The organism is Paenibacillus sp. 2TAB26 (genome assembly GCF_052115145.1).
Classification (GTDB): Bacteria; Bacillota; Bacilli; order Paenibacillales; family Paenibacillaceae; genus Pristimantibacillus.
Window position 1 is genome coordinate 79,527 of sequence record NZ_JBFRGC010000003.1, and the last position, 15,951, is coordinate 95,477.

Sequence of the window (15,951 nt, forward strand, 5' to 3'; positions counted from 1 at the left end):
AGGTGCTGGTGTGGGACCTAGTAAATCGAAAGGTCGTCGGCTGCCCTTGCTTCCGCTTAGAGGGCTACTCGTTTATCCCAGCATGGTGCTCCACCTTGATGTGGGTAGGGACAAATCGGTTCGAGCGTTAGAACGCTCGATGGTCGAAGATCATATGATATTGCTTTGTTCACAGTCTGAAGTGAACATTGAGGAGCCGACTGAGGAAGATATATATAAAGTTGGCACCATAGCAAAAGTAAGGCAAATGCTGAAGCTGCCTAACGGCACGATCCGTGTGCTGGTGGAAGGCGTATCGCGTGCTGAGATTTTGGACTATTTGCCGAACGACGAGTTTTATGAAGTATCTGTAAAAGAATTGCCGGAGCAGGAGACGGATGATCCTGAAGTCGATGCGCTTATGCGCTCGGTCTTGAACCAATTCGAGCATTATATTTCATTATCGAAGAAGGTTACGCCTGAAACCTATGCGGCGGTTTCTGACATTGATGATCCAGGCCGCCTTGCGGATGTCATTACGAGCCATCTTTCGCTGAAAATCAAGGATAAGCAGGATATTCTTGAAACCGTAGATGTCGGAGCTCGACTAGAGAAGCTGCTCGACATTTTGAACAACGAGCGCGAAGTGCTGGAGCTCGAGCGCAAAATAAACCAACGCGTTAAGAAACAGATGGAAAAGACGCAAAAGGAATATTATTTGCGCGAGCAAATGAAGGCGATCCAGAAGGAGCTCGGAGAGAAGGAAGGCCGTGCTGGCGAGGTCGAGGAGCTGCGTGCGCAGCTGGCCGAGGCAGGCGTGCCTGATCTCGTGAAAGAGAAGATCGAGAAGGAAATTGATCGACTCGAGAAAATGCCGTCCACCTCTGCAGAAGGCGGCGTCATTCGCAATTATATCGATTGGCTGCTTTCTTTGCCTTGGAGCAAAACGACCGAAGATGATTTGAGCTTGAGCAAAGCAGAAGCGATTCTTAATGATGACCATTATGGTCTAGAAAAGCCGAAAGAGCGGGTGCTTGAATATTTGGCGGTTCAGAAGCTAGTCAAGCAGCTAAAGGGTCCAATCCTTTGCTTGGTAGGCCCGCCGGGTGTTGGTAAAACCTCGCTTGCCCGTTCGATTGCCAAATCGCTTGGTCGTAAGTTTGTGCGTATCTCGCTTGGCGGTGTACGAGATGAAGCGGAGATCCGCGGTCACAGGCGGACTTATGTAGGCGCTATGCCAGGAAGAATTATTCAAGGCATGAAGACAGCAGGTTCTTCAAATCCTGTATTTTTGCTGGATGAGATTGACAAAATGGCGATGGATTTCCGTGGAGATCCAGCTTCAGCACTTCTAGAAGTGCTCGATCCTGAACAAAACAACACGTTTAGCGATCATTATGTAGAAGTGCCATTTGATCTATCTAATGTGATGTTCGTAACGACCGCGAATGCGATGCACAATATTCCTCGTCCGCTGCTTGATCGGATGGAGGTCTTGTATATTCCAGGATATACGGAGCTTGAGAAGCTGCAAATCGGAAATCGTTATCTATTGCCGAAGCAGAAAAAGGAACATGGCTTGACCGAAGAACAGCTCATTGTCTCGGAAGAGGTATTGCTCCAACTGATTAGGGAATATACGAGAGAATCCGGCGTTCGTAATTTAGAGCAGCAAATTGCAGCAGTGTGCCGTAAGGCAGCGAAACGATTTGTTGCAAATGAGCAGACAGAATCCACCGAGCCATTTGAAGTTACGAGTGAGGAGCTCAAGGAATTGCTGGGCCCTTCGAAGTTCCGTTATGGCCTAGCTGAGAGCGAGAATCAGATCGGAGCGGTGACTGGTCTTGCGTGGACTGAGGTAGGTGGAGATACGCTTGTCATTGAAGTCACAGTAATGCCGGGTAGCGGAAAACTAACGTTAACTGGTAAACTAGGTGATGTCATGAAGGAATCTGCTCAAGCGGCATTCAGTTACACTCGCTCGAAAGCGATTGAGCTGGGCATTGACCCAAGCTTTCATGAGAAAAATGATATTCATATTCATATTCCAGAGGGTGCGATTCCAAAGGATGGTCCATCAGCCGGCATTACGATTGCAACAGCGCTTATCTCCGCGCTTACAAACCGCTATGTGGATAAGGAAGTGGCGATGACGGGCGAAATTACGCTCAGAGGCCGCGTGCTTCCGATTGGCGGTTTGAAGGAAAAATCGCTGGCAGCACATCGTGCAGGCATTCGCAAAATATTGTTGCCGAAAGAAAATGAACGGGATCTAGGGGATATTCCCGATAGCGTACGACATGATATGCAATTTTTTCCTGTCAGTCATATGGATGAAGTGCTGCAGCATGCGTTGCTTCCGGTTCAAACGGAAGAGAAAGCAGGTACAACGATTTTATGAAAATTACACAAGCAGAATTCATCATCAGCGCAGTAAAACCACATCAATACCCAGAGGACGCCTTGCCAGAGATAGCTCTGGCAGGGCGTTCGAATGTCGGAAAATCTTCATTGATTAATAAACTTATTTTACGCAAAAACTTAGCTAGAACGAGCTCGCAGCCAGGCAAAACGCAGCAGCTTAATTACTACCGTGTTAATGACCTTATTTATTTGGTTGATTTTCCGGGGTATGGCTATGCTAAGGTTTCCAAAACTCAGCGCTTGCAGTTTGGCGAAATGATTGAACGTTATATCCGTGACCGTGAGCCGCTCAAGCTTCAGCTGCTGGTCATCGATATTCGTCATGAACCGTCTCTGCTCGATCAGCAAATGTACAAATGGCTGAAGCATTATGAAATCCCAACATGCGTCGTTGCGACCAAGGCGGATAAAATTCCGAAGTCGAAATGGGACAAGCATATTAAAATGATCAAAAAAACGCTTGAAGTCGACCCAAGCGATTCCGTCGTATTATTCTCGTCTGAATTAGGGCTTGGACGCGAGCAACTATGGGACATCATAACCGAAGCGATTGCTACATGAGGTAGCAAGACCAGCAAGTTATTCTATAAAGCAGAGGATTTAGTGAAATAGTCGGCTTTCCTCGTGAATTCTACCGTTATTTTGTGGAATATGCGAGAATATCGGGGATGAACGACAGGAATAAAATGATAAGATCACGTATAATATACTTAAGCAACAAGACCAAAGTTAAAGACCAAAGCGTGCAAGTTCAAAGAATTGAGGAGATTTTTATGGCTAAGCGGCTAGCCACAGAGTATGTAAATGCCAAACTGCAATTGACGAATGAAGAGATGGCTGAGTTTATCCGTTCATTTGAAGAGCAACAAATACACCTTCAGGTGTTGGTGCTTGACAATGGGAATCAGGAGCTCGTTCTCGAAGATGTAGCAGGGAGGGAAGAAGTCCGACTGACCTTTGAACGTCAACAAGACTATTACGTGTGCGTATTATCTTGCCGTCTTGTGCAACCGAGGCTGACCAATGCTATGCGAAAAGCTCTTTCAGCTTTCCGTGGCAACGCGATCGTCAACCGAATCTACAGTCATTATACGATGATCTATCATTATAAGAATGGTTCCGTTCACCAAATTGTCGAAAGCTCGAGCACAGGGGAGCGCATTGTATTCGAATTCAAGGATACACTTGGCCAACTGGAGCGTGTGTTCCAAAGTCGTTTGATCGAGCGGGAAATCGGATTGTTAAGCAATGCAGTCAATGAATTGCTAGATCTTCGCAACCAAACGAAGGATGCTGAAGAAATTAGCAAAATCGATGAGCGCTTAACCGATCTGACTCGCAAGCTCTTCATCCTTGAAGCTTAAACCATTTAGGAAATCTTGATTAAAGAGGCTGCTTTCGCAGCCTCTTTTTTTTGTTTTCAAAATATTACATCTATGAATTTTGCAACATTTTGCGTGTTTAAACAGTTAGTATCAGGGTAAGGCGAGTGGATAGCATCTTAGTTTTTTATACAACAAGGAGATGAATAGGAATGAATCAAACCAAAAGATTTAAACAATTTGCTATCGGAATATCATTTGCGATCGCATTATCTTTAACAGCGTGCAGCAATAAGGATACAGGAGCAGATCAAGTGCCGCCGCCGGCAACAGAGATGCCGAGCAATCAGCCAGAGACAAGTACACCGGCCTCACCGGACACCAAGCCAAGCGTCCCGCCTTCTGAACAACCTAATGAGCAACCAGGCGGTAATGGCGCTGAGGAGCCGTCTAGCGACTCTGAGGCCGGAGAAACGATCAGCTCAGTCTATGCGCTTGCGAAGGAAGGCAAAGTTCCAGGTTCCGATTATGCTGCCCATATCGCATTATTTGATGATATAGAGAAAAAATGGGGCAAGCCTGATACCAACGAATCCGCTGGGAAAGGGATGTATGCTGCCTATAAAGATAAAGGGATTACATTTGGATACAACAAAGGCATGCTTGTTTATGATGTAAGATCTTATTCGAAAAAGCTTCAAGGCATTACATTGAAAGACATAGAGATCGCGCTTGGGTCTGCTGATGAAAAAACGGTTAACGGTACGGATGACATTTATACCTATGAGGTCAATAAACAATATCAGCTTAAATTTATTTTGGCTGAAGCAACTGGCAAGGTGGATCACATCTCGGTATACAGTCCGCAGGACGCAAAAAATAATATGGCGGGATGATCGCACAGCCCATTGCGAGATAAGCTTCAACGTCATACATTGAAAACGGGGCTGGCAATGAAAGGTTATTTCCATCCTTTAGAAAAAAAGTATTGCAATTATCCCGGATAGATGTTATTTTTATTCTCGTTGAAAAGATTGTTGATGTTAATAATAGGAACCAGGATTCACTCAGGACATTGTTATGTTGCGAGAGATTAATCCCTCGAGAAGTGAATGACGTAGGTCCTAGCGGATGAAATTTTTCAAACATTTTATTCCTAGGAAGGGGGAACCGGAAGATGGAATACTCAACTTTCGGAAGACACGTTGCTGTTGATACTTGGGGTGTAGACTTTGATCTACTGAACAGCGCTGAATTTTTGCAATCACACATGGTAGAGGCTGCAGAGGCTTGTGGTGCTACTGTATTGTCGGTTCAAGCCAAACAATTCGATCCTCAAGGCGCAACTGTGCTCGTGCTGCTGTCGGAGAGTCACCTCTCGATTCATACGTATCCTGAGAGAGGTTTTGCTGCGCTTGATTGTTATACTTGCGGCGAAACTGTAGATCCTCAGCTTGCGATCGACTACATGCTCGCTGTACTGAAGCCAAAAGCGACGTATGCGAAGAAGCTTGTACGCGGTATGGGCGAACTGCAAGTAGAAGAGCCAAAAATGAAACAAACTGAGCTCGTTTAAGAGCTTTAAAATTTATTGCTCATAGCGAAATAACCATGGATGGTATCCATGGTTATTTCTTTGTAGTAAAAGGGAATAATGAGTCTGTACTTTTCAAATATTATTCATAAATGAACATTATCTGAATGTTTTACTATGCTATAATTATCGATAACATCAATGCTTGATCGCTTAAAGAGAAGGAGGCAGGTGACCGCGCATGCACATTATCGCAGTAGGACTGAATTACCGAACGGCTCCCGTAGAAGTAAGAGAACAATTTGCGTTCGCAGAACGGGATTTGCCGGAAGCATTAATACAGCTCATTCAGACACAAAGCATAATGGAATGTGTCATAGTAGCGACCTGCAATCGGACGGAGCTTTATGCAGTTGTAGATAGGCACCATCTATGCGGGCATTACATTCGAAGCTTTATGGAGAAGTGGTTTAAGCTGCCTAGGCAGAACTTCACCAACCATTTATATATGTATGAGGACGAGAAGGCGATTGATCATTTATTCCGTGTAACGAGCGGACTTGATTCCATGGTCATCGGCGAGACTCAAATTTTGGGACAAGTAAAAACAGCTTTTCAGCTCGCACAGCAGCAGAAGACGACAGGTACAGTTTTTAATATGCTGTTTAAACAGGCGGTTACGATGGCCAAGCGTGCCCATTCCGAAACGTCAATTGGCGAATCTGCAGTTTCTGTGAGCTACGCTGCCGTTGAGCTTGGGAAACGGATTTTCGGACAATTCAACAAAAAAACGGTTATGGTCATTGGTGCGGGTGAAACGGGCGAACTGACTGCCAAGCATCTGTACACGAATGGCGCAGATCGCGTCGTTGTTGTAAATCGCACCTATGAGCGGGCAACACAGCTGGCAGACAAGTTTAATGGAATCGCATGGTCGATGGAAGAAGCAGTGGATAAGCTTCATGAAGCAGACATTATTATCAGCTCCACTGGCTCGAAAGAATATGTGTTAACGCGCAAACAGGTTGCAGAAGCTATGCAGCGTAGAAAAGCGAAGCCGCTCTTTATGATTGATATTGCGGTCCCGCGTGATTTGGACCCTTCGATTGCTGCCGTTGATAATGTATTCTTGTATGATATTGATGATTTAGAGGGCATCGTGGAAAGCAATCTCGCGCATAGGCGTCAAGAGGCTGCCAAAATTGAAGCGATGATTACCGAAGAAATTGAAGTGTTCGAGCAGTGGTACAAAACGCTTGGCGTTGTTCCCCTTATTCGAACTTTGCAATCCAAAGCAGCAGGCATTCACGAGGAAACGATGAACAGCTTGACGAATAAATTGCCTGATCTCGGCGAGCATGAGCTTAAAGTAATCCGTAAGCTAACAAAAAGCATCGTTAACCAAATGATGCAGGATCCTATTTTACGAATTAAAGAAATGGCTGGCGAGAAGCGGGCAGACGAAGCGATGGATATGTTCGTTAAGCTGTTTGCACTCGAGGAAGATCTTGCTAAAGCGCGTCAAGCGGAGCTTGAAGCGGCAACAGATACTGTCGCTGCTGCAAAAAAGAAAAATGTTCAACCCCATGCAGCTGCGGCGGTATTAGCACCTATTACAAGGTAGAGGGCTGCTAGGTGGAGGAGCTATGGAGACGCAAAACTTTTTATATGATGCGATACTTTATATTTACGCCCTGAGCCTGCTGTTTTATTTCTCCGACTTCATGAATGCAAGTCGGAGAGCGAAACGGATGGGTACAGGGCTGCTTATTTTTGTTTGGGTATTACAGACTGGTTACCTTGTTACTCGCATCGTATCTCATTTGCAAATGACGGAAGTATCAACCTTTGAATACTGGTTAGGCTTTTCTTGGCTTTTAGTTACCATTTCGCTAGTGATCAGTCGATTTATTAAAATTGATTTCATTGTGTTTTTTGTAAATGTTGTTGGTTTTGCGGTGTTGGCGCTTAACCTGTATAGTGACCCTGGAAATGGCGAGTCGCTTAAAGTTTGGGAAACAACAAGAGAGCTATTATACATTCATATCAGTCTCGTTTTGCTTGCGTATGCTGCATTAACCATAGGCGCTTTGTTCGCCGGCATGTATTTGTTTTTGCATAATCAGCTGAAACGAAAGCGCTGGTCAAACTTTGTGCGCAGATTGCCAAGCCTCGATATGATTGAGCGTTATGGAGATCGAGCAGTCATTGTTGGCGTTCCATTGTTTGCAATGTCGCTTGCGATTGCGGTGACGTCTATACTTGTCGAAAGACGGTTTGCGTTGTTGATTGACTGGAAGGTACTGTCTTCCTTTGGAACCTTGGTCATGTACATTATTTATGTGTACCAGAGAGCAATGCTCAAACGTCCCGGATTGCAATTGGCCCGCTTTTATATTATTTCGTTTGGTTTGCTGCTTCTGAATTTGTTTACTAATTATTTCTCCTCCTTTCATTAACGAGAATTGACTGCTGGAGGCAAGGACGGCAATGAATGGTTTATATCCAATTTTCATGCAGCTTAAAGGCAAACGCTGCGTTATTATCGGCGGCGGAAGCGTGGCGCAGCGAAAGCTGCAAGGGCTGCTGGCTGCTGGAGCGGATGAAATATGGGTCATCAGCCCGTCATTAACTCCTCAACTCGTGAGTTTGGCTTCCGACGGGGAAATCAACTGGTTCCAGCGAGAATACAATGATGGCGATCTTGCTGGTGCATCGTTAGTGTTTGCGGCAACAAACGATAAACGTTTAAATGCGGAGATTGCGGACACCGCCGATCGGCTTGGCATTTTAGTAAACGCGGTGGATGATGCTGACAAAGGCTCGTTTATTTCACCTTCGATTGTCAGGCGTGGAGATTTGCTGCTGGCGGTTACTGCTTCAGGCGCAAGCCCGGCATTGTCTCAGCAAATAAAGAAAGAGCTTGCAGCGCTTTATGGCCCGGAATACGAAGAAATAACTATAGTATTGCGTCGCTTCCGGGAGAAAGTGTTAAACAGCTTGCTTGATGAACAGGAGAGACAATCCGTGCTGAAGCTTGCGGCCGAAGAGGCAGCGACGCTAAAGCGGATCAATATTGATATGGATGAATGGCTGCAAAGCCTGCTTCATCGGATAGACAGGGGGCTTACATAATGGCAACAACTAACCAAGGACAACGAATTATCGTGGTAGGAACAAGGCAAAGCGCACTTGCGCTTACACAAACGGGACAAGTGATCGATGAACTGACACGCATAAGTGAGAAGCATGGGTGTGATTATAAGTTTGAAGTGAAAAAAATAGTAACAAAAGGTGATCGCATACTTGATGTTACGCTGTCTAAAGTAGGTGGAAAAGGGCTGTTCGTTAAGGAAATCGAACAAGCACTTGCAGACGGTGTAATTGATTTGGCCGTTCACAGCATGAAGGACATGCCTTATGAGCTTCCAGAAGGGTTAATAAATGGAGCGATTCCAAGACGCGTCGATCCGAGAGATTGCCTTATCACTCGTGAAGGCGGCGGATTGTCTGAATTGCCTCTAGGTGCGAGAGTGGGAACGAGCAGCCTGCGCAGATCCTGCCAGCTTAAAAACGCGAGACCTGATCTTCAGCTTGAGTCCATAAGAGGCAATATAGATTCCCGTATTCGCAAATTAGAAACCGAAGGTTTCGATGCGGTTGTGCTTGCTGCAGCTGGTCTGAAACGCATGGGATGGGAAGATCGCATATCTGCGAACATTCCTGTTGATGTATGCTTGCCTGCTGTAGGACAAGGCGCACTTGGCATTGAATGCCGCGAGAATGATGAACAAGTTCGAGAGCTGCTTTCCCTTCTTAACGATGATGAAACCGAGGTTACGGTACGAGCTGAGCGAAGCTTCCTTGGTTCACTGAATGGTGGATGCCAGGTGCCGATAGGCGCATATTGCACATTAGGTGATGAGCTCCCAGGCCAAAGCGGGAAACATGAGCTTATCCTGACGGGCATGGTCGGATCGCCGGACGGAGCAACGCTGCTGAAAGAAGTGATGAAGGGAATTGATCCTGAACAGCTTGGCCGTGATGTTGCAGATGCACTCATTGCACGCGGCGCAGACCGTATTTTAGCTGAAATTGGGGGATGACGGGCTTGGACAAGGGGAAGGTATATTTAGTTGGCGCCGGACCGGGAGATCCGAAGCTGATTACGGTGCGCGGACTGCAATGCTTGGAGGAATGTGAGGTTGTCGTTTACGATCGCTTGGCAAGCCCGAGATTGCTCCGGTACGTGAAGCCGGGAGCGGAGAGAATTTACGTCGGCAAGCTGCCAGACCGTCATACAATGAAGCAGGAGGAAATCAACCAGCTTCTTGTCGATTTGGCGCTGCAAGGCAAGATCGTTACACGTCTGAAAGGCGGAGATCCTACGATTTTTGGACGAGTTGGAGAAGAAGCCGAGCTTCTTTATGATAACGGAATCGAGTTCGAAATCGTGCCAGGCATTACCTCGGCAATCGCAGTTCCCGCTTACGCAGGCATTCCAGTCACACATCGTGATATGGCATCATCCTTGTCCATTATTACGGGTCATGAGAGTCCGGATAAGCTTGACCGCTCCATTCATTGGGATAAAGTAACGAATGCTACGGGAACCCTTATTTTTCTAATGGGTGTCGCCAAAATAGGATATATTTCTGATCAGCTGATGAAGCATGGCAAGCCGCCGCAAACGCCAGTTGCGCTTATTCGCTGGGGAACGAGAGTTGAGCAGCGTACCATTGTTGGCACGCTGGAAACCATTGAGGGGATTGTCAAAGCAGCGAATTTTCAGCCGCCTGCTGTCATTGTGGTAGGCGACGTTGTACTGCAGAGAGAGAAGCTGAAATGGTATGAGAACAAGCCGCTATTTGGCTTGCGTATACTCGTTACACGAGCTAGAGCACAGGCAAGCGAGCTAGCTGAACAGATTGAAACGCTTGGCGGGGAGCCTTGCGAGTTTCCGGTCATTGAAACGATTGAACCAACGGACCCCGTTGTTGTAGCTAACTTGAAGGAACAGTTGGAGCAGGCAGAACAATATGAGTGGCTAATGTTTACGAGCGTAAACGGCGTGGAGTACTTTTTTGGATGGCTGCGTAAATTTAATATCGATATTAGGAGATTTTTTGGTTCGAGAATTGCAGCAGTTGGTCCTAAGACAGCTGAGGCGCTTGCAAAGCGCGGCTTAGTGGTTGATGAGCTGCCTGTGAAGTTCCATGCGGAAGGCTTGCTGGACAAGCTGGTGCCGCAGCTGAAGGCCGGAGAACGAGTGCTGCTGCCTCGAGGAGATCTTGCACGCGAGGTATTGCCTCGCGAGCTGAAGGCAATGGGACTTGTGCCAACGGAAATCGATGTTTATGAAACGGTCATTGTCGATGAGCAGGACGAGCTTGCCCTCGAATGGATTCGTGAGAAAGAAATTCACATGATTACATTCACTAGTTCATCGACGGTGACCAATTTGCTTGAGGTATTGAGACGCAAGGGCATTTCAGATCCAGTACAACTATTATCGGACATTCCCATTGCGAGTATTGGCCCGCTAACAACGAAGACTGCACTAGAAGCAGGCTTGAAGGTTGCTATTGAGCCAGAAGATTCAACGCTGGATAGTATGCTTAAAGCAATCGTTGATTATCAGCAAAAACAACTTGCTAAGCTAGTCGAGGAGGAATACTAAGTGATGAGTTTCCCAACAGTAAGAAATCGCAGATTACGCAAAACGTCTGCTCTTCGGAGCATGGTAAGAGAAACCGTGCTGAGTGTAAATGATTTTATATATCCGATCTTCGTTACGCATGGTGTAAATATAAAAGAAGAAATTCCATCTATGCCAGGTGTATACCATCTGTCGATGGATCTTTTGGAGCAGGAGATTCGTGAAGTGGTTGCTTGCGGCATTCAATCGGTGCTGCTGTTCGGCCTTCCAGAATATAAAGATGCTTTGGGATCTTCGGCTTATGATGCGAACGGTATCGTTCAACAAGCGATAAAAGCAGTGAAGAAGTGGGCGCCGGAGCTTGTTGTTGTCGCTGACACTTGTTTATGCCAATTTACCGACCACGGTCATTGCGGCATCGTACATTTGCATGAGGAAACAGGCATAGCGGAAGTGGATAATGACTCCTCGCTTGATCTGCTCGTACAAACGGCGGTATCGCAAGCGGAAGCAGGAGCAGACATTATCGCACCTTCCAATATGATGGACGGCTTTGTGCTTGCTATTCGTGAAGGACTAGATGACGCTGGCTTTAGTGACGTTCCGATTATGTCTTACTCTGTTAAATTTTCTTCGGCTTATTACGGCCCTTTCCGTGATGCTGCACATTCGGCTCCACAATTCGGCGACCGCAAAACATACCAGATGGACCCAGCTAACGTACGCGAGGCACTTCGTGAAGCAGAGTCAGATATTGCTGAGGGTGCCGATATGCTAATGGTCAAGCCTGCTTTAGCTTACTTGGATATTTTGAGGCTGCTTAAGGATAAATATAATTTACCGGTTGTCGCTTATAACGTCAGCGCCGAATACTCGATGGTGAAAGCCGCTGCAGCTAATGGCTGGATCGATGAGCAATCGATCGTTCTAGAAACCTTGCTAGGCATGAAGCGTGCTGGTGCTGATCTCATTATTACGTACCATGCAAAGGATGCGGCACGTTGGTTGAAGGGAGAGGGGTAAGCAGATGAGTGAACAATCGAACCTTAGAAATGATGCGCGCTCAGTAGAAGCTTTCGAAAGAGCGAAAAAAGTAATGCCAGGCGGTGTAAACAGCCCGGTTAGAGCATTCAAATCAGTGGGCTTGAACCCTGTCTATATGGAGCGGGGAGAAGGCAGCCGCATTTATGATATCGATGGCAACAGCTATATCGATTATGTAGCATCATGGGGCCCTCTCATTATGGGTCATGCCCATCCTGAAGTGATCGAAGCGATTAAACGTACAGCAGAGAAGGGGACAAGCTTCGGCGCCCCAACAGAGCTTGAAACATTGATGGCTGAGCTTGTTTGCGAGCGAGTACCTTCAGTTGATATCGTTCGCATGGTTAACTCCGGTACGGAAGCGACGATGAGCGCCATTCGGCTTGCTCGCGGTTATACGAAACGAAGCAGGATTTTGAAATTCGAAGGCTCATATCATGGTCATGCGGATAGCTTGCTCATTAAAGCAGGCTCAGGCGTTGCGACGCTTGGCTTGCCTGACAGCCCGGGTGTACCGGAGCATGTAGCTTCGCATACGATTACGGTACCATACAACGATATTGAATCGGTAAAGCTTGCTTTCGAAAAATTCGGTGAGGAAATTGCTTGTGTCATCGTTGAACCGGTAGCTGGCAACATGGGCGTTGTTCCGCCATTGCCTGGTTTCTTGCAAGGGTTGCGCGACATTACAACGCAGTACGGTACGGTTCTTATTTTTGACGAGGTAATGACGGGCTTCCGTGTTGGTTATAACTGCGCGCAAGGACTTTATGGTATTACGCCAGACCTTACTTGCTTCGGCAAAGTTATTGGCGGCGGATTGCCAGTCGGCGCATACGGCGGCAAACGGGAGCTTATGGAGATGATTGCACCGAGCGGACCTATCTATCAAGCGGGAACCTTATCAGGCAATCCGCTTGCGATGGCGGCAGGTTATGCAACATTGAATCTGCTAACCCCTGAAGTGTATGAGCATATGGAGCGTCAAGCGGTTAGGCTGCAGCTTGGTTTTGAAGCGAATGCGCGCAAACATGGCATTGCAAATACGATTAACCGTGTTGGATCGATGGTTTGTCCGTTCTTCACGGATACGTTTGTCATCAATTTCGAAACGGCAAAAACATCCGATCTAGAGCGCTTTAAGGCTTATTTTGCGGCGATGCTTGATTTGGGTGTAAGCATTGCTCCTTCACAATTTGAAGGCATGTTTGTTTCCGGGGTTCATACGAATGAGGACATAGATGCGACAATCGAAGCGCATGATATTGCGTTTAGCCGCTTGTAATATTGCTGTATTTTGAAATGAAGGCAAGAGGCTCGTAAGGAAGCGAAGTTGTTTTTTGCATCGTTTACGATTGGGAGGAACGTTATATGATTGATGGTCAGATGAAGAGGAATGGACAATGGCTGGAGCTAGACTGGCTTGCTCTTGGCGCTGCGTCCTCTGATACCATTAATCCTGAATCGGAAAAGGATCCGGCAGCATCGCCGGAGCTTGCGCAGCCGCGGGCTGGCAGTCATCCGCACGTTGTGCGTCAGTGGCTGCTGGCCCGTTCCTTTTTTCCGCAGAAGTGGATTAATCGGTTGTTTTCAATTGGAGGCATTCAGTGGAGCGGGGAGCATCTGCAGCTCCTTGCTTTCCCGCCAGTAGATCCGCGCAGTGATGCTTCATATCGTCACCTGCGCAGGGATACTAAACTAAATATGCCAGATGTGTTATATGAAGACGATTTCTGCATCGTATTTGACAAGCCAGCTGGCATGGCAGTGCATGGATCATCTCCCGGTCAAAGCGGAACGCTGGATGAGGCGGCGGCATGGCATCTTTTGAGCCAAGGCGATCCGCTGAATATACGTCATATCCACAGGCTGGATGATGATACGTCTGGTCCCGTTTTATATGCAAAAAATGATTTGGCCCAGTGGAAGCTTGATGAGGCGATGAGAGCGAAAGCGATAGACAGACAATATATGGCTGTCGTTCAAGGCCGAATGTCAAAGCTTTCGGGTACGATCAATATGCCAATAGGGAAGGATCGACATCACCCGGCAAGGCGCAGAGTTTCAGAAAACGGCGATCTAGCAATTAGCCATTACGAGGTTGTGGCAGCAAATTCTCGATCGTCACTAATACGTGTAAAGCTTGAGACGGGACGAACGCATCAAATTCGGGTTCACTTAAGTCATATTGGACATCCGCTGCTTGGAGACGGTCTGTATGGAGGCAGCACAGCACAGTTGAAGCATCAAGCGCTGCATGGGGAAAAGCTTGTTTTTCCGCATCCTCTGACCGACTCGCTAATAGAAGCAGCCTCGCCTTGGCCGCAATGGCTGATGCAGCTTTCAGAAGAGATGGAGTTCCGTTCAAAATGATAGTCATGCTCCTGCCCAACCTACCATATAGATAAGTAGTGAATGTAACGTTAGACCAAGCATTCAGTATGAGAGGGGAGGATTTAGGCGTGTCGGATCAAACGAACGGATTACGTTTTGATGTGTATGAGCGCGTCCACTTGCCCGATGATGTTGCGGCAATTGACGAGTTGGAGGAAATTGAGCTTGTTCCTCGTATTCAAGTTATCGATCAAGGGGACCATGCGGTGCTTAGAGGGCAGCTTCTGCTTAGCGGGGTATATAGGAGTCAAACTGATTCCGAAAACTCCCTGACGCTGGAGCACTGGATACCGGTCGAAATAACGCTGCCAATGAACCGCATATCACGGCTGGATGATATTTCGATTGAAATTGACAATTTTGACGTCGATCTTTTGTCTGCTCGCACATTAAACATTACGGGTGTTCTTTCTTTGCGCGGTATTTCTGCTCAGCCTATTCAGGAGCCGGAGGACATTTGGCGAGAAGAACCTTTTACTGTCATTCATCAACGGGAAGTTTATGATGAACGAGCCGTGGAAGCTTTTAATGGGCAAAATGCCGCTATTGAACAATCGTACATAGCGGAAGAACTTGAGCTTGCTGCGCAAGAGGAGATTTCAAACGAGCAAATAGCCGATGCATCGGATGAGCCTGAGGAAGCAACCGTAACAATCTCTTCCTCATCTTCAGGTGGAGGCTGGTCATCTTCGCAGTTATTCGCATCTCCTGCTCCGCAGGAAGAGGATGTGGAGAGCCAAGAAGATGAGAGAGAAATTTCACTATCTTCTCAGCAAACAAGCAACGAGGGCTGGTTAGCAACATCCTCGCCGTTTGCAAATGATTCCGCAGTGATTCCACCAGTTGAAGCAGCAAGCGAGCAAGTACTGGCGGAGGAACGTGAAGAGCCGGTACAAATCGATGCTCCAATAGCTCAAATAGCTCCAGTAGCAGAGGCTTTCCCGCAGCAGCAGATTCCTGTTCCAGAGCAGGAAAAGCAGGAGCCGCGTATCGCAATTACAAACAAGCAGCCGCAAGAGGGTTCTGGTTTGGCAGGAGATGTCGGCATTCTCACGCTGCTTCAGACGAGTCGGCGTGAACAAGCAGCACGTCAGGCGGCAGAACAGGTAGTCGCTCAGCAGCGGGCAGATGAGGAAGCTAGAGTACAGGCTTCTGGCGATGAGATTGAGTGGAAAAACTTATTTCTGGGCAAACGCTCGGAAGATAAGGAATTTAAGAAAATTCGGATGTGTATTGTGCAGCGGGACGAGACGCTTGATGTCATCGCTACACGCTATAGCATGAATCCGAGGGAAATTGTAATGTATAACCGATTGGACGACTCAAGTGTGTCGGAAGGACAGCTGTTATACATTCCATAGAGGCTTCTGTAACGAAAATGCCCTTATTGCTCATTAATTTGAGCGATAGGGGCATTTCTTGCTTCTGCCGAGGTTGACTCAGGTCAGCAACAAAGGTATGATAAAAGTATATATGTGTTATAACGACATTGATGGGGAATAGTAGGCAGCAAAGCCTTCAGAGAGTGGAACCGTTACGCTGAGAGGTTCTGCAGGAAGTGACTGCTACGAGTCGCCCCGGAGTTGCCTGAGCCA

The 15,951-nt window shown here is 47.0% G+C and carries 14 protein-coding genes and 1 other annotated feature (1 of these 15 cut by a window edge); all 14 genes read left to right on the forward strand.

The window, feature by feature from the left end:
- The first annotated feature begins 10 nt into the window (after window positions 1-10).
- The 14 genes from lon to AB4Z50_RS03475 all read left to right on the forward strand — a co-directional run bounded on the left by lon (window position 11) and on the right by AB4Z50_RS03475 (window position 15,717).
- Window positions 11-2,380, forward strand: a complete 2,370-nt coding sequence (gene lon, locus AB4Z50_RS03410; RefSeq protein ID WP_441875726.1) for an endopeptidase La — start codon at window positions 11-13, stop codon at window positions 2,378-2,380.
- Complete coding sequence (yihA, locus tag AB4Z50_RS03415; RefSeq protein WP_076271653.1) at window positions 2,377-2,964, forward strand: ribosome biogenesis GTP-binding protein YihA/YsxC; 588 nt, start codon at window positions 2,377-2,379, stop codon at window positions 2,962-2,964. The genes lon and yihA overlap by 4 nt, the downstream gene beginning before the upstream one ends.
- Window positions 2,965-3,176: 212 nt before the next feature.
- A complete protein-coding gene (locus AB4Z50_RS03420) occupies window positions 3,177-3,767 on the forward strand; it encodes a non-ribosomal peptide synthetase module (protein WP_339207840.1) in 591 nt (196 codons plus the stop codon).
- A gap of 170 nt (window positions 3,768-3,937) precedes the next feature.
- Entirely contained in the window at window positions 3,938-4,621 is a 684-nt protein-coding gene (locus tag AB4Z50_RS03425) for a YjgB family protein (protein WP_441875730.1), read from the forward strand.
- 281 nt (window positions 4,622-4,902) lie between these two features.
- A complete protein-coding gene (gene speD / locus AB4Z50_RS03430) occupies window positions 4,903-5,301 on the forward strand; it encodes an adenosylmethionine decarboxylase (protein WP_054027216.1) in 399 nt (132 codons plus the stop codon).
- Between the two features lie 199 nt (window positions 5,302-5,500).
- Window positions 5,501-6,883, forward strand: coding sequence for a glutamyl-tRNA reductase (hemA, locus tag AB4Z50_RS03435; RefSeq protein WP_076271656.1), 1,383 nt, complete (start codon window positions 5,501-5,503; stop codon window positions 6,881-6,883).
- A gap of 22 nt (window positions 6,884-6,905) precedes the next feature.
- Entirely contained in the window at window positions 6,906-7,718 is an 813-nt protein-coding gene (locus AB4Z50_RS03440; RefSeq protein WP_076271657.1) for a cytochrome C assembly family protein, read from the forward strand.
- Between the two features lie 31 nt (window positions 7,719-7,749).
- Window positions 7,750-8,394, forward strand: coding sequence for a precorrin-2 dehydrogenase/sirohydrochlorin ferrochelatase family protein (locus AB4Z50_RS03445; RefSeq protein WP_441875737.1), 645 nt, complete (start codon window positions 7,750-7,752; stop codon window positions 8,392-8,394).
- Window positions 8,394-9,365, forward strand: coding sequence for a hydroxymethylbilane synthase (hemC, locus tag AB4Z50_RS03450; RefSeq protein WP_441875740.1), 972 nt, complete (start codon window positions 8,394-8,396; stop codon window positions 9,363-9,365). Before AB4Z50_RS03445 ends, hemC begins: the two co-directional genes overlap by 1 nt.
- A gap of 5 nt (window positions 9,366-9,370) precedes the next feature.
- Entirely contained in the window at window positions 9,371-10,939 is a 1,569-nt protein-coding gene (gene cobA, locus AB4Z50_RS03455; RefSeq protein ID WP_441875743.1) for a uroporphyrinogen-III C-methyltransferase, read from the forward strand.
- 3 nt (window positions 10,940-10,942) lie between these two features.
- Entirely contained in the window at window positions 10,943-11,941 is a 999-nt protein-coding gene (gene hemB / locus AB4Z50_RS03460; protein WP_076271668.1) for a porphobilinogen synthase, read from the forward strand.
- Window positions 11,942-11,945: 4 nt separating this feature from the next.
- Entirely contained in the window at window positions 11,946-13,247 is a 1,302-nt protein-coding gene (gene hemL, locus AB4Z50_RS03465; RefSeq protein ID WP_076271661.1) for a glutamate-1-semialdehyde 2,1-aminomutase, read from the forward strand.
- Between the two features lie 86 nt (window positions 13,248-13,333).
- On the forward strand, window positions 13,334-14,335 hold the full coding sequence (locus AB4Z50_RS03470; RefSeq protein WP_441875746.1) for an RluA family pseudouridine synthase: 1,002 nt from the start codon (window positions 13,334-13,336) through the stop codon (window positions 14,333-14,335).
- Window positions 14,336-14,424: 89 nt separating this feature from the next.
- Window positions 14,425-15,717 carry a LysM peptidoglycan-binding domain-containing protein gene (locus AB4Z50_RS03475; RefSeq protein ID WP_441875749.1) on the forward strand — a complete coding sequence of 431 codons (1,293 nt, stop codon included), beginning with the start codon at window positions 14,425-14,427 and terminating at the stop codon, window positions 15,715-15,717.
- A gap of 119 nt (window positions 15,718-15,836) precedes the next feature.
- Window positions 15,837-15,951, forward strand: a binding site (T-box leader); it runs 126 nt beyond the window's last position.

Coding starts and splice junctions, on each gene's coding strand:
- yihA (WP_076271653.1), top strand. CDS start 2,377: ATGAAAATTACACAAGCAGAATTCATCATCAGCGCAGTAAAACCACAT.
- AB4Z50_RS03420 (WP_339207840.1), top strand. CDS start 3,177: ATGGCTAAGCGGCTAGCCACAGAGTATGTAAATGCCAAACTGCAATTG.
- AB4Z50_RS03425 (WP_441875730.1), top strand. CDS start 3,938: ATGAATCAAACCAAAAGATTTAAACAATTTGCTATCGGAATATCATTT.
- speD (WP_054027216.1), top strand. CDS start 4,903: ATGGAATACTCAACTTTCGGAAGACACGTTGCTGTTGATACTTGGGGT.
- hemA (WP_076271656.1), top strand. CDS start 5,501: ATGCACATTATCGCAGTAGGACTGAATTACCGAACGGCTCCCGTAGAA.
- AB4Z50_RS03440 (WP_076271657.1), top strand. CDS start 6,906: ATGGAGACGCAAAACTTTTTATATGATGCGATACTTTATATTTACGCC.
- AB4Z50_RS03445 (WP_441875737.1), top strand. CDS start 7,750: ATGAATGGTTTATATCCAATTTTCATGCAGCTTAAAGGCAAACGCTGC.
- hemC (WP_441875740.1), top strand. CDS start 8,394: ATGGCAACAACTAACCAAGGACAACGAATTATCGTGGTAGGAACAAGG.
- hemB (WP_076271668.1), top strand. CDS start 10,943: ATGAGTTTCCCAACAGTAAGAAATCGCAGATTACGCAAAACGTCTGCT.
- hemL (WP_076271661.1), top strand. CDS start 11,946: ATGAGTGAACAATCGAACCTTAGAAATGATGCGCGCTCAGTAGAAGCT.
- AB4Z50_RS03470 (WP_441875746.1), top strand. CDS start 13,334: ATGATTGATGGTCAGATGAAGAGGAATGGACAATGGCTGGAGCTAGAC.